Raw genomic sequence first — 12,734 nt, forward strand, 5'->3', positions numbered from 1 at the left:
GGAGGCGGGGTTCAGGTGTGAAATGGGGGCCTGGATGGGGATCCAGCCGCTCACGGACCGGCGCCAAGGGCACCGACGTGGCGGCTGAGGGGTGAGCGGTCGGGGCGGAGAGGAAGGAGCAGGGCGTGCAGGGATCGAACCCGCGGCCTGCGGATTTGGAGTCCGCTGCTCTACCAGCTGAGCTAACGCCCTTCGAGGTGGCTGGCGGGGTTGGCCAGCCACGCCCCGACGAAGACCTACTTGGTCTCCTTGTGCTCCGTATGGCGACGGCAGAAGGCGCAGTACTTCTTGAGCTTCACCTTCTCAGGGTTCGTCCGCTTGTTCTTGGTGGTCGAGTAGTTCCGACGCTTGCAGACCTTGCACTCGAGTGAGAAGATGATTCGATTTCCAGCTTTGGCCATGAGGAGTCCTTGGCTGCGAGGAGGAGGCTTGTAGCAAGCCGCGTTCCAGCATTCAAGCTCTTGGGGTTGTTTTTCTGGTTGGGGTGCTGAGCGCCCAGCGAGGGCCCTCTCACGCACACAAACGGGACTTTTGAGCAGTTGGGCGCCGATCACGCCCGAGGGTTCCAGAGACGGAGAAGACGTGGGTCCCAGAGGATCCCACGCCTTCTGTCGCCAAAGAGCCCCGACGCCTGAGCGCCGAGGCCGATGAGTTCGAGGCTACTCGATGATGGCGGTGACGATGCCGGCGCCGACCGTACGACCACCCTCGCGGATGGCGAACTTCGACCCCTGCTCGCACGCGATGGTCTTCCCGAGCTCGACCGTGAACGTCACGTTGTCGCCCGGCATCACCATCTCCGTGCCCTCTTCCAGGGTCACCGAACCAGTCACGTCCGTCGTACGGAAGTAGAACTGCGGCTTGTAGCCCTTGAAGAACGGCGTGTGACGTCCGCCCTCGTCCTTGCGAAGGATGTACACCTCCGCCTTGAAGGTCGTGTGCGGGTTGATCGAACCCGGCTTGCACAGCACCTGGCCGCGCTCCACCTCGTCGCGCTTCACGCCACGAAGCAGGCAGCCGACGTTGTCGCCCGCGAAGCCCTCGTCGAGCAGCTTCCGGAACATCTCCACGCCCGTGCACGTGGTCTTTTGCGTCTCGCGCAGACCCACGATCGCGATCTCGTCGCCGACGTGCAGCTTGCCGCGCTCGATCCGGCCCGTGACCACCGTGCCCCGACCCGAGATCGTGAACACGTCCTCGATCGGCATCAGGAAGTCCTTGTCCAGCTCGCGCTGCGGCTCCGGGATGTGCGTGTCGCAAGCCGTGATCAGCTCGAAGATGCACTTCGCGTCCTCGTGCTCCCAGCTCGGCGCCTGCAGGGCCTTGAGCGCCGAGCCCCGGACGATCGGCGAGCTCACCCCGTCCTTGTTGTACTCGTACTTCTCGAGCAGCTCCTCGACTCGGCCTCGACCAGCTCGAGCATCTCCTCGTCCTCGTCGTCCAGCTGGTCCACTTTGTTCAGGAAGATGACCAGCGCCGGGATCCCGACCTGGCGGCCCAGCAGGATGTGCTCGCGCGTCTGCGGCATCGGGCCGTCGGGCGCCGACACGACCAGGATCGCGCCGTCCATCTGCGCCGCGCCCGTGATCATGTTCTTGATGTAGTCGGCGTGCCCGGGGCAGTCGACGTGCGCGTAGTGGCGGATCTCCGAGTTGTACTCGACGTGCGCGGTCGAGATGGTGATGCCGCGCTCGCGCTCCTCCGGAGCCTTGTCGATGTTCTCGAAGTCGACCTTCTCGGCCCAACCGCGGTCACCCAGGACCTTGGTGATGGCCGCGGTCAACGTGGTCTTGCCGTGGTCCACGTGACCGATCGTCCCGATGTTCACGTGGGGCTTTTCGCGGACGAACTTTTCCTTCGACATGATGGTCTCGCCTTGATTTCTTCGACTGACTGGCTCGATGGAGCAGGGGATGAAAATGGAGCCCTTGAGCGGACTTGAACCGCTGACCTCATCCTTACCAAGGATGCGCTCTACCAACTGAGCTACAAGGGCGTAACGACCCGGTTACGCGATCTGTGAGAGGGCTGGGGCCGTGTGCTTCGCAAAAAATGGAGCGGGAGACGAGGTTCGAACTCGCGACATTCAGCTTGGAAGGCTGACGCTCTACCAACTGAGCTACTCCCGCGAGGTTGAGTGGATGGGGAAGGATTCGAACCTTCGAAGCGTAAACGCGGCGGATTTACAGTCCGCTCCCTTTGGCCGACTCGGGCACCCATCCATGTAGGTCAGACTCGTTCTCGGGTTGGTAGGCTGGGGCTCTGAGAGCTGGCGGTGGGAGTCGAACCCGCAACCGCCTGATTACAAATCAGGTGCTCTGCCAGTTGAGCTACGCCAGCGTGAATGCTCGGGGGGTTCTCCGTGGAGGTGGAAGCCTGGGGGTTCCTCCGCCCGATTGGGCGAAGTGGAGGCGGTGTATAGCGTCGGTTTTTCCGGGGGTCAAGGCGCCACACCGGGCCGTCCGGCATCCCGAAAGTGGCCGAAAACTCACTATTTTCGATCGCTTAGCCAAGGACGGAGCGCCCCTTCGAGGGCCTCCCCAGCGCCTTCGTTGCCCCTCAGAGGGTGGTCGGCATGGGCACGAAGAGCTTCCTCTCCACGCCTGGGAGGCTCTCCAGGGCCGATGTGGGCTCCGCGGCCCCGGTCTCCGGGGCCAGGGTCGGCGCGAGACGCGGGACCGGAGCCCCCCCGCCGTCACGCCCGAGCATCACCGCCTGAAGGGAGGCGAGCCGATCTCGGGTCTGGGCGATGAAGTCGCTCTCGTAGCCGAGCTTGCGGGCGGTCTCGAGGTTCTTCTCGAACACCCACACGGCCTTCTCGACCACGGGGCGCAGCTGCTCCTCGAGCTCGGCGTAGTAGACCGCGCGCTGGCTCTCGTCGAGCCAGTCCGGGACCGGGGCGTGCATCACCGCGTCGTAGAACTCCTCGAACAGGGTCCCGAGCTGGTAGCCGGCCGCCGAGACCCAGAACACGTGGCGGGTCCGGATGACCTCGTTGTAGGCCTCCTGGGCCTCCTGCAGCAGCTCGAGCTTGGCGTCGAAGTCCTTGGCCATCTGCGCCTCGGGCAGGCGGATCGGCGCGCGGCGGAAGCGGACGTGGACGACCGCGGCCCGGTAGAAGCGAGCCATGGCGACGAAGTAGGTGTCGGAGAAGCGCTCCGTGCCGCTCTCGCTCGCCTCCGTGTAGATCGCGTCGGCCTCGGCGAAGCGGGCGTCGGCCTCGTCGAGGCGGTCGAGCTGGAACAGGGCCAGGCCCTCGCGGGCGAGGGCCTCGACGCGCTCGCTGGGCAGGAGCTGCTCGCCGAGGGTGAGGATCTGGGCGAAGGAGGCCGCCGAGCGCTCCCACTGGTAGAGCTCGGCCTCGCAGGCTCCGCGGCGCGCGAGCACGGTGGCGAGCTGCGCGTCGTCGGGGAAGCGGGCGATGAAGCCGTCGTAGGCTCGGATCGCGGCCTCGAAGTCGCCGAGCTGCTCCTGCGCGCGGGCCAGGCCCAGGTAGGCCCGGCCCAGCTCGCCGCTCGCGTCGCTGCCGGCCCCGCTCGCGCCGAGGGTGCGGGCAAAGAGCGCGGCTGCCCGAGCGGGCTGGCCGTCCTCGAGGGCCGCCTCGCCCCGGGCGACCCAGTCGCTGGGCGAGCCCTCGGGCGCGTCCGCGTGGCTTCCCGGCTGGGCCCTGGATCCCGGCTCGCCCTGCGAACGCGCGTCGGGGTTGGTCGTCGCAGCGGCCGAGCCACCGGGCCCCCCGACTTGGGCGGCGCAGCCCAGCGCTCCCCCGAGCACGACGAGCAAGCAGGCGCGAGCGAGGGGCGAGGCATCGAGTCGCACGAGGGGAGAATGACATGCCGGCTGCATCGACGCATGGGTATGCTGGAGCCGTGGCGAGTTCCAAGCGCAGCGCTCCCCCGCCGAGCACGCCCCCGATCCACAGCGCTCCCCAGCCCGCGCCCGCGCTCCAATCTCCCGCCCGCCAGCGCGTGCGCCTGGTCGCCGCCCTGGGCATCCTGGCCGCCGCGGCCCTGACCGCGGGCTTCCTCGGCGAGGCCCTCCAGGATCGGCGCGCGAGCCAGTCGAACTGGCGGGACAGTCCTCGCAGCGAGGCCCCGCCGCCGAGCGAGGCCAGCGAGACCCCCGAGGACCCCCTCGCCGAGCTCGCGGGCGAGGTCGAGGCCGCCGAGCGCAGCTACCACGGCGCCTGGGCCAGCCTCGAGCGCGCGGCCGCGCAGGGCCTGCCCCCCGAGCAGCTCGAGGCCTACGAGCGACGGCTGCTCCGGCTCCAACCCGCCGCGACCACGGCGACGGCCCCCGAGCCCGACTCCGCGACGGCTCAGGGCGAGGCCCAGGGGAGCCACCCAGGGCCCGTACCCGCGAGCGCCCGGGACCTCTGACCCATCACGAAAACGAAAAAGACCACGCCGCGCGGGCGTGGTCTTTTTCGTCGGGTCGCCCGAGCGAGGACTACTCGGCGGGCTTCTCCTCGGCCGGCGCGTCGCCTCCGGCCGCGGCAGCAGCCGCGCCGCCCTCGACCTTGGCGATGCTCTGGCGGGCCATCAACCACGCGCCCTGCATCGTCATGTCCTTGGTCAGCTCCTCGGCCTTCATCACGCCCTCGAGGGCGTCGGCGCACTCTTGGCAGTCCGACTCGCCGGCGACCTTGGCCGTGAGCCAGGCGAAGTTCATGCGCGCGCCGGCGTCGCGGGTCTTGAAGGCCTTGGCCAGCGCGGTCGCGGCCGCGACGTCGCCGGTCTCGGACATGCGGGCGTAGTTGAAGCCCGCGACCTCGCGCTCGAACCAGTCACGGGTCGCGTCGCCCATGACCTTCTCGTAGCAAGCCTTGTCCTCCTTGCACTCCTCGAGCACGGCCACGCCCTTGGACCAGCCGAGCTTCTCGACCTCTTCCTTGACCTTGGCGTCGTTGCCCTCGAGGGCGGCCTTGATGTCGCCGGCCTGACCCGGGGCGGCGGCGAGCACCAGCCAGCGCATGCCCTCCCAGCGGATCTGGAACTTGAAGTCGGAGTTCACCGCCTCCTCGGGGTCGTAGTAGCCCTGGGTGAAGATGTCGGTGAGGCAGGCGAAGGCCTCGTCGCCGCCGATGCGGCCGAGGGCCGAGGTGATCTCCCACAGGTCGCCCGGGTTGCGGGTCGCGTTGCGGCAGCCGCACAGCGCGGGGACGGCCTTGGCGTCGCCGATGTAGCCGAGGGAGTTGGCCGCGAAGGCGCGCAGGCCCACGCCGCGGGCCTTCTCCTCGTCGTCGATCTCCTCGGGCTCCTCGCCGCAGTCCTTTTGCGGCATGTAGGCGACGATGCCCTCGGTCGCGTCGGCCGAGCCGATCACGCCGAGGATGCGGACGGCGCTCTGCTGGACGATCTGGACGTCGACGCCCTTCTCGGCCGCGACGCCGTTGACCTTCTCGTTCTTGCCCTCCATCGTCTCGATGAGCTTGGGCACCGCGGGGGCCCCGATGGCGCCGAGGGCACGGACGGCCCGCTCGCCGATGGACTGGGTCCCGGGCGCGTCGGCGACGGCGAACTGCACCTGGATCAGGGCGTCGACCGCAGCGGGGTCGCCGATCTGGCCGAGGGCGTCGATGGCCGCCTTGTAGACGGGCTTGGGCTGCTTCTCCTCGGGCATGCTGAGCGCGGCGATCAGCGGCTCGACCGCTTCCTTGGCCCGGAGCTCGCCGAGGGTCTTGGCCATCTCGTAGCGCAGCGCGCCTTCCTGGCCGGCGCCCATGTCCTTGCTGGGGTTGTCCGAGAGGTTCTTGAACTCGGCGACGATGGCCCCGGCCGCGCCCGTGGCGTTGGCCACGCGGACGCCCTGGAGCGCGAGCAGGGCCTGCTTGTGGCCCTCGGCGCTGCCGTCCGTGACGACCGCCTTGGACCAGATGCCGGCGGCCTCCGGGCGCTCCATCTGCAGGGCCATGGTCAGCATCTGCTCGCGGTAGGGCTCGGCCCCGTCCCAGATCTCCTCGAACTTCGGCAGGACCTTCTCGGCGAACTCCTTGCGCCGGGGATCCTCGGGGTCGGTGACGATGCCGCTGACGATCCGCTCGAGCTGGTTGAAGGCCTCCGAGCGGGCGGCCTCGTCGTCGAGCTTCTTGACGTGGGTCTCTAGGGCGTTGGGATCGCCCTGTTTGCAAGCGACGGTGGAAGCGACGGAGACCGCGAGCAGCGCGGCGAACAGGGGACGGAGCACGTACTTGCGCATGGGCTGACCTCGATGCGGCCGATGGTACCCGTTTTTGCTCCTCGTGTGCGCATGCGAGCGACAAACGAAGAGAGCTCGCCGGGTTCGGCGAGCTCTCTCGAGGTCGAGTGTTCTCGACTGGTCTTTTGGCCCGAGCCTAGGACTTGCGACCAGCCTTGCGGCGGCCTCGGGCCGGCATGCGAGCCGACTTCTTGGCGCGGCGGCGCTTGGGCTCGTCCTCCTCCGGGGGAGCCTCGCCCTTGCGCATGGACGCGTGCTTGATGACCACGGTCACGTCGTCGTCGTCCTTCTTCTTGCGCCGGGGGGCGGGGGCCGGGGCCGCGGAGGCGCGGGGCCCAGAGCCCTCGCGGCGCGACGGCGCCGACGGAGCAGCGCTGCTGCGGGTCGCCGGGCGGGGGCGGCTGGTCCGGCTGCTGCTGAGGCTGCTGCGCGGGGCGGTGTTCGTGGCCCGGCTGCGCTCGCGGGTGGTCGGCATGGGCTCGTCACCCATGGCCACGTCGCCGCGGAAGCTGGCCCCGTCGGCGATGATGACCCGCGGGGCGCGGATGTTGCCGACGTGCTTCGAGTTCTTGTTGAGCGTCACGCTGTTGCCCGCCGTGATGTCGCCCAGGACGATGCCGGACACGACGACGTCGCGGGCCTCGATGGTGGCGATCACGACGCCGGAGGGCTCGACGTAGAGGGTCTCGGTCAGCGAGACCGAGCCCTCGACGCGACCTTCGACGCGCAGGTCCTCTTCACCCTCGATGCGCCCACGAATGGCGATGTCGGGCCCGACCAGGGTCTCTTCGGCGACCTCGTCGCCAGTGCTACGCGGCGTCGCCATCGACTAGCCGTCCATGTCGACGTTGCCCTTGAAGGAGGCTCCGTCCGCGATGAGGATGCGAGGGGCACGGATGTCGCCGACGACGCGGCACTCGGCGCGCAGCTCGGCGCGATCGGTCGCCTGGATGTCGCCGGTCACCGAGCCGTGCACGGTGATCGTGGCGGTCTCGACGTTGGCTTCGACGACGCCGTCGCGCTCGACGACGATGTTCTCGCGCAGGCTGATCTGCCCCTTGACGGTGCCGAGGATGACCAGATCCTCGTCGCCGGTGATCTCGCCGTCGATGACGATGGTGGAGCCTATGACGGTGTTGGCCATGGGAGGTGTTCTCCGAAAACTCTGTGCTGGAAAGGGTGGGAGCAGAAAGGATCAGGACCGTGCGAGGGCCTTTGCGAGATCCTCGGGGAGGTCGACGGTCATCGCCACGGAGCCGCGGAAGCCCGCGCCGTCGTGGACGATCACGCGGGGGGCGGAGATGTTGCCCCGGACGCGCGCGCCTTGATGAATGGTGATGGAGCGCGTGGCCGAGATGTCACCGACGACCTCGCCGCGGACTTCGACGCTGTCGACGTCGAGGTTCGCCTCGACGATGCCCTGGGTGGCGACGGTGAGGTGGCCAGCGAGAGTGACCGCGCCCTCGACGCGTCCCTCGACGAGGAGGTCTTCCTCGCCGACGAGGGTGCCTCGAATGGTGATCTGATTGCCGATGACGCAAGGGGCGTCCGGAGCCGTGGAAATTGCCATGAAAGGTCCTCGGGGGAGCGAGCCGACGCAGGCTACAACCGCGCCCCCACTGGGTCAAGACAACTCGCGGGCGTTCAGAAGCCGCGCGAAATAGCGTCTACAGGCTGTTTTCGAGCTCTTTTGCCTCCTGCGAGGGGTCCCGTGGGCCGCCGCGGCACACCCGATCCCAGCGCGCGTAGGCAACCACTGGGAAACACCCATCGCGGGGCCAGTGCGCGGCCATGAGATCTCTCTTTCGGCCCTCTGGCTGGGCTCGGGGGTAGCGGAGTGCTAGAAGCCGCCCGGGCCGGAACGCTCCGTCCACGTAACGCAAACGATAGACGGCCGTACCCGGCCCCGAACGCCGATCGGAAAGTCCGTGACTCGAGCCCAGCTGTCCGCCTCTGTCTCCGCTCCCCTCCCCTCGCCCGCCCTGGCCCGGAGCCTCCGGCGATGAGCGAGGCGACCTGGCGCGGAGGCGCAACGACCATCGAGCACACCGACGAGCTCGTCCAGTGGTTCGAGAAGGCCTGCCGCCCCGACGGACACCTGATCGGCACGGAGCAAGAGAAGTTCGGCCTCTACCTGAGCACCGTCGACGGCGAGGCCGACGTGCCGACCCCGGTCCGCTACCGCGAGCACGTCCTGCCCACCCTCGAGGGGCTGCGCGATCGCTTTGGCTGGCGCGAGTCCAAGTCCCGGGGCATCCACGGCGAGCTCATCGCCCTCGAGCGCGACGGCGCCTCGATCACCCTCGAGCCCGGCGGCCAGTTCGAGCTCAGCGGCGCCCCCCTGCCCACGGTCCACGACACCTGCGCGGAGTTCAGCACCCACTACGACGAGCTCCACGCCGTCGCCGAGCCCATGGGCGTGGCCTGGATCGCCAGCGGCTTCCACCCCTTCGCTACCCGCGGCGAGATCGACGTGATGCCCAAGGGGCGCTACGCGGTCATGAAGTCCTACCTGCCCACCAAGGGGGAGCGAGCCCTGGACATGATGTTCCGGACTTGCACCGTGCAGGCCAACTTCGACTACCGCGACGAGGCCCAGTGCGGCCTGCGCCTGCGCATGATCATGGGCATCTCCGGGCTGATCACCGCGCTGTTCGCCAACTCCCCCTACGTCGAGGGCGAGCACCGCGGGACCCGCTCGATGCGCTCGGCGACCTGGGAGCACGTCGACCCCGACCGCTGCGGCCTGCTGCCCTTCGTGTTCGAGCCGGACTTCAGCTGGCAGCGCTACGTCGACTGGGCCCTCGACGTGCCGATGTTCTTCGTCTACCGCGGCGGCCGCTACAACGCCCACCACGTCCCCTTCCGGCGCTTCCTGGCCGAGGGCTACACCGACGAGGCCGGCACCACCCACCGCGCCACCCAGGCCGACTGGGAGCTGCACCTGAGCACCCTGTTCCCCGAGGTGCGGATCAAGCCCTTCATCGAGATCCGCGGGGCCGACTCCGTGGGCAGCAAGACCGTGTGCGCGCTCCCGGCCCTGTGCAAGGGCATCCTCTATGACGACGACGCCCGCGAGGGCGCCTGGGAGCTCGTCGCCAACCTCGACTTCGCCGGGCGCATGGACCTGTGGAAGCGCGGCCGCACCGACGGGCTGAGCGACCCCGAGGTCCTCGACAAGTGCCGCAAGCTCCTGACCCTGGCCCGGGGCGGCCTCGAGCGCCTCGACGTCCGCGACTCCAAGGGCCGGACCGAGGCCCGCTTCCTCGACGCCCTCGACGCCCAGGTCGAGCGCGGGGCGACGCCGGCCGGGGACGTGCTCGCGCGCCTGGGTCCCAAGCCCGGCCGCGGCAAGCAGGCCCGGCTCGAGCTCGTGCGCAACTTCCACTTCGCCGGAAAACACTTCTGAGCAGGGCGGAGCCGTGGCCAAGCGCCCTCCCAGGACCCCCAAGGACGAGCTCGACAGCTCGGGGCTCAGTCGACGCGCGCGCCGTCAACTCAGCGCCGAGGTCCAGGCGAGGGTCGCCCAGGCCTGGAGCGAGGGTCGAGCGCTGATCCTGAACGCGAACAAGCCGAACTACTCGGAGGCCTTCACCATCGAAGCGGAGCAGTACACCCTGCTCCGCCGCGCCATCCTCGACGCCGTCGAGGCCCTCGCGGACCCCTCTGGTGAGGTCCTGCTGCGCGACGTCCAGGTCGTCGTCCAGGACCAGCTCGGCTCGCACGAGCGCTTCCCCAAGGGTCGAATGACGAACTACACCCGCTACACAAAGACAGATCTGGAGGCTCGGGGAGAGCTCGAGCGCATCCCTCGGAGCTCGCCCCAACGCCTACGCCGGACCGAGCCTCCCCAGCGGTCGGAGTGAGCCTTCGTCCGAACAAAACGAGCGTGCTATGCCTGGCGAACGCATGCCCGCCTCGGCCTTTGAACCGCTGACCTTCGCCCACGGCCCGAGCATGGCCAACCGCTTCATGCTCGCGCCGATGACCAACCTCCAGAGCCACCCGGACGGCACCCTCGGCGACGACGAGTACCGCTGGCTGACCATGCGCGCGGCCGGAGGCTTCGGCCTGACCATGACCTGCGCCGCCCACGTGCAAGCCAGTGGCCAGGCCTTCCCCGGGCAGCTCGGGGTGTTCGGGGACCAGCACCTCGACGGCCTGAAGCGGCTCGCCGCGGGCATCCAGGAGCACCCCAGCCTCGCCGTGGTCCAGCTCCACCACGGGGGCAAGCGCGCCCCCCAGAAGATCACCGGCGAGGTCCCGGTGTCGTCCTCGGCGGACGCCAAGACCGGGGCCCGGGCCCTCGAGCTCGGGGAGGTCGAGGCCCTGCGCGACGCCTTCATCGAGGCCGCCGTGCGCTGCGAGCAGGCCGGCTTCGACGGCGTCGAGGTCCACGGCGCCCACGGCTACATCATCACCCAGTTCCTCAGCCCGCGGATGAACCAGCGCGAGGATCGCTACGGCGGCGACCTCGAGGGTCGCGCGCGCCTGCTCTTCGAGGTCCTCGAGGGCATCCGCGGCCGCTGCCGGCCCGACTTCAACCTCGGCCTGCGCCTGTCCGTCGAGCGCTTCGGCATGGTCCTGAGCGAGGGCGTGGCGCTGACCCAGCGCGTGCTCGCCTCGGGCCTCGTCGACTACCTCGATCTCTCGCTGTGGGACGTGTTCAAGGAGCCCGCCGAGGAGGCCCACCAGGGCGAGGGGCGCACGCTCTTGTCCCACTTCACCGGCCTCGAGCGCGGGCAGACGCGGCTGGGCGTCGCCGGCAAGATCTACTCGGGCGCCGACGTGCAGGCCTGCCTCGACGCGGGCGTGGACTTCGTCAGCCTGGGGCGCGCGGCCATCCTCCACCACGACTTCCCCAAGCGCATGGCCGAGGACCCCAGCTTCGAGGTCGCGGCCCTGCCGGTGAGCCCCGACTACCTGCGCGAGCAGGGCCTGGGCCCGGCCTTCGTCCAGTACATGTCGGGCTGGGAAGGCTTCGTGGCCCCCGCCAGCGCCGGCTGAACCCCTTCGGGGCCCTCAGTCTTTCTTCGGCGGGGGCGGGCCCTTGCGCGGGGGAGGAGGCGGCGGCGCGCCGGGTCCGGGCGGCGGGCCTGCTGCCGCCTCCGGTTCGTCCTCGACCTCGTCGAGCTCCTCGAACTCCTCCATGTCGAGCTCTTCGAACTCCTCCATGTCGAGCTCCTCGAACTCTTCTTCGGCTTCGGGCTCGTCTGCGGCTTGCTCCGCGTCGCCGTCGTCTTCGGACGGAGCCGCGTCGCTGCCTGCTTCGGCCTGCTCCGCGTCGCCGTCGTCTGCCTCCGCGGCTTCGGCTTCACCCGACTCTTCCGACTCTGCCGCGGCGTCGTCGCCTTCGTCCGCGTCGTCGGCTTCCAGACTCGGCTCGTCCGCGTCGGCCGCTTCCGCGTCGTCGTCGTCCGAGTCCATGTCCATGTCCATGTCCATGTCCATGTCCATGTCGAAGTCCAGGTCGTCTGACTCGTCCGACTCGGCCTCCTCGGCGCCGTCTTGCTCCGCAGCGGCCTCATCGTCCGACTCCGCTGTAGCCTCGTCCGACTCGGGAGCAGGCTCATCCGACTCCGCAGCGGCCTGGTCCTCGTCTGACGCGTCGCCAGCAGCCTCTGCCTCGTCATCGACGGCGATGTCGAAGTCCGAGTCCGCCATGTCGACGTCGAGCTCGGCCTCGCCGCTCGACTCCTCGTTGCCGTCGGAGCCCGCCATGTCGACGTCGAAGTCCAGATCGGCCTCCGCGTCGGACGAGGCTGCCGCAGCCTCGTCCGCGTCCTCGGAAGCGTCCGACTCTACGGCAAGCTCGTCCGCACCTTCGGCGGCTTCATCCGACTCCGCGGCAGCCTCGTCCGACTCTGCGACCGCTTCGCCTGACTCCTCGCCGACTTCGTCCGTGTCGGCAGCGACTTCGTCCGACTCCGCGGCGACTTCGTCCGTGTCCTCAGCGACTTCGTCCGACTCCGCGGCGGCTTCGTCCGTGTCGGCAGCGACTTCGTCCGACTCCGCGGCGACTTCGTCCGTGTCCTCAGCGACTTCGTCCGCCTCCGCGGCGGCTTCGTCCAGCTCCGCGGCGACCTCGTCCGTGTCTTCGGCGACCTCGTCGGCAACGGCGAGCTCGGCCTCGCCCTCGGCCGCCAGGTCCTCGCTCTCGCCAGCCTCGACCGCCTCACCGAGATCCTCGAGATCGATGGGCGCCGTGTCGACGGTCTCGAGCATGGGCTCGGGCTCGCCGTCCGCGTAACCCGAGTGCTCGGGCGGGGGCGGCAGCTCGGCGGCGCTGGTCGGTTGGGGCGTCGAGGGCTCGCGCCGACGCGCCTGAATCGGCTCCCCTGCCACGGCCTCAGCCTCGACGATCGCTGCTGGACCCTCGCTGTCGTCGAGCTCGTGGACCGAGACCTCGCTGGGCTCCACGGCCTCGACGACCCCGCTCGGGGCCGCGGCCGGGGCCGGACTGGGACTGTTCGCCGCCAGGAGGGAGCGCAGGGCGTCCCCTTCGGGAAGCTCCCGAATCAGCTCCTCTGCGCGCT

Annotated in this window: 11 protein-coding genes, 5 tRNA genes and 1 pseudogene; 4 read left to right on the plus strand and 13 right to left on the minus strand. The window is 69.5% G+C overall.

Going from position 1 to position 12,734, the window contains the following annotated elements:
* Window positions 1-119 precede the first annotated feature (119 nt).
* The 8 genes and pseudogenes from PPSIR1_RS27300 to PPSIR1_RS27330 all read right to left on the minus strand — a co-directional run bounded on the left by PPSIR1_RS27300 (window position 120) and on the right by PPSIR1_RS27330 (window position 3,819).
* Window positions 120-192 (minus strand) — tRNA-Trp (locus PPSIR1_RS27300).
* 44 nt (window positions 193-236) lie between these two features.
* Window positions 237-401 carry a 50S ribosomal protein L33 gene (gene rpmG / locus PPSIR1_RS46590; RefSeq protein ID WP_006974434.1) on the minus strand — a complete coding sequence of 55 codons (165 nt, stop codon included), beginning with the start codon at window positions 399-401 and terminating at the stop codon, window positions 237-239.
* Between the two features lie 258 nt (window positions 402-659).
* Window positions 660-1,864: pseudogene (gene tuf / locus PPSIR1_RS48330) on the minus strand (elongation factor Tu).
* Window positions 1,865-1,920: 56 nt separating this feature from the next.
* Window positions 1,921-1,996: transfer RNA gene (locus PPSIR1_RS27310), tRNA-Thr, on the minus strand.
* A 57-nt stretch (window positions 1,997-2,053) separates the two neighbouring features.
* Window positions 2,054-2,129 (minus strand) — tRNA-Gly (locus PPSIR1_RS27315).
* Window positions 2,130-2,138: 9 nt separating this feature from the next.
* Window positions 2,139-2,222 (minus strand) — tRNA-Tyr (locus PPSIR1_RS27320).
* A 45-nt stretch (window positions 2,223-2,267) separates the two neighbouring features.
* Window positions 2,268-2,340, minus strand: a tRNA-Thr gene (locus tag PPSIR1_RS27325).
* A gap of 219 nt (window positions 2,341-2,559) precedes the next feature.
* Entirely contained in the window at window positions 2,560-3,819 is a 1,260-nt protein-coding gene (locus tag PPSIR1_RS27330; RefSeq protein ID WP_198154624.1) for a tetratricopeptide repeat protein, read from the minus strand.
* Between the two features lie 50 nt (window positions 3,820-3,869).
* Between PPSIR1_RS27330 and PPSIR1_RS27335 the strand changes: the two genes are divergently transcribed.
* Window positions 3,870-4,379 (plus strand): hypothetical protein, encoded by a 510-nt coding sequence (locus PPSIR1_RS27335; protein ID WP_045116843.1) that lies wholly within the window; start codon window positions 3,870-3,872, stop codon window positions 4,377-4,379.
* Window positions 4,380-4,449: 70 nt separating this feature from the next.
* On the opposite strand, the gene PPSIR1_RS27340 is transcribed toward PPSIR1_RS27335, so the two are convergent.
* The 4 genes from PPSIR1_RS27340 to PPSIR1_RS27355 all read right to left on the minus strand — a co-directional run bounded on the left by PPSIR1_RS27340 (window position 4,450) and on the right by PPSIR1_RS27355 (window position 7,768).
* On the minus strand, window positions 4,450-6,198 hold the full coding sequence (locus tag PPSIR1_RS27340; protein WP_006974439.1) for a HEAT repeat domain-containing protein: 1,749 nt from the start codon (window positions 6,196-6,198) through the stop codon (window positions 4,450-4,452).
* 136 nt (window positions 6,199-6,334) lie between these two features.
* Window positions 6,335-7,024 (minus strand): bactofilin family protein, encoded by a 690-nt coding sequence (locus PPSIR1_RS46605; protein WP_006974440.1) that lies wholly within the window; start codon window positions 7,022-7,024, stop codon window positions 6,335-6,337.
* A gap of 3 nt (window positions 7,025-7,027) precedes the next feature.
* Window positions 7,028-7,342, minus strand: a complete 315-nt coding sequence (locus PPSIR1_RS27350) for a bactofilin family protein (RefSeq protein WP_006974441.1) — start codon at window positions 7,340-7,342, stop codon at window positions 7,028-7,030.
* Window positions 7,343-7,393: 51 nt separating this feature from the next.
* A complete protein-coding gene (locus PPSIR1_RS27355; RefSeq protein ID WP_006974442.1) occupies window positions 7,394-7,768 on the minus strand; it encodes a bactofilin family protein in 375 nt (124 codons plus the stop codon).
* A 432-nt stretch (window positions 7,769-8,200) separates the two neighbouring features.
* On the opposite strand from PPSIR1_RS27355, the gene PPSIR1_RS27360 reads away from it, so the two are divergent.
* Genes PPSIR1_RS27360 through PPSIR1_RS27370 form a run of 3 tightly spaced genes read left to right on the plus strand, consistent with a single transcriptional unit; the run spans window position 8,201 to window position 11,205 of the window.
* Window positions 8,201-9,607, plus strand: coding sequence for a glutamate--cysteine ligase (locus tag PPSIR1_RS27360; protein ID WP_006974443.1), 1,407 nt, complete (start codon window positions 8,201-8,203; stop codon window positions 9,605-9,607).
* Window positions 9,608-9,620: 13 nt separating this feature from the next.
* Window positions 9,621-10,064: a DUF6958 family protein gene (locus tag PPSIR1_RS27365; protein WP_006974444.1), complete on the plus strand. Its 444-nt coding sequence runs from the start codon at window positions 9,621-9,623 to the stop codon at window positions 10,062-10,064.
* Between the two features lie 43 nt (window positions 10,065-10,107).
* On the plus strand, window positions 10,108-11,205 hold the full coding sequence (locus PPSIR1_RS27370) for an NADH:flavin oxidoreductase (protein ID WP_006974445.1): 1,098 nt from the start codon (window positions 10,108-10,110) through the stop codon (window positions 11,203-11,205).
* Window positions 11,206-11,220: 15 nt separating this feature from the next.
* On the opposite strand, the gene PPSIR1_RS27375 is transcribed toward PPSIR1_RS27370, so the two are convergent.
* A partial coding sequence (locus PPSIR1_RS27375) for a putative sodium/potassium/calcium exchanger (protein ID WP_006974446.1) occupies window positions 11,221-12,734 on the minus strand: 1,514 nt, incomplete at its 5' end.

Source organism: Plesiocystis pacifica SIR-1 (genome assembly GCF_000170895.1).
GTDB lineage: Bacteria > Myxococcota_A > Polyangia > Nannocystales > Nannocystaceae > Plesiocystis > Plesiocystis pacifica.

Bases quoted from the DNA above. Each gene is read 5' to 3' on its own strand.
- rpmG (WP_006974434.1), bottom strand. From the start codon at position 401: ATGGCCAAAGCTGGAAATCGAATCATCTTCTCACTCGAGTGCAAGGTC.
- PPSIR1_RS27340 (WP_006974439.1), bottom strand. From the start codon at position 6,198: ATGCGCAAGTACGTGCTCCGTCCCCTGTTCGCCGCGCTGCTCGCGGTC.
- PPSIR1_RS46605 (WP_006974440.1), bottom strand. From the start codon at position 7,024: ATGGCGACGCCGCGTAGCACTGGCGACGAGGTCGCCGAAGAGACCCTG.
- PPSIR1_RS27350 (WP_006974441.1), bottom strand. From the start codon at position 7,342: ATGGCCAACACCGTCATAGGCTCCACCATCGTCATCGACGGCGAGATC.
- PPSIR1_RS27355 (WP_006974442.1), bottom strand. From the start codon at position 7,768: ATGGCAATTTCCACGGCTCCGGACGCCCCTTGCGTCATCGGCAATCAG.
- PPSIR1_RS27360 (WP_006974443.1), top strand. From the start codon at position 8,201: ATGAGCGAGGCGACCTGGCGCGGAGGCGCAACGACCATCGAGCACACC.
- PPSIR1_RS27370 (WP_006974445.1), top strand. From the start codon at position 10,108: ATGCCCGCCTCGGCCTTTGAACCGCTGACCTTCGCCCACGGCCCGAGC.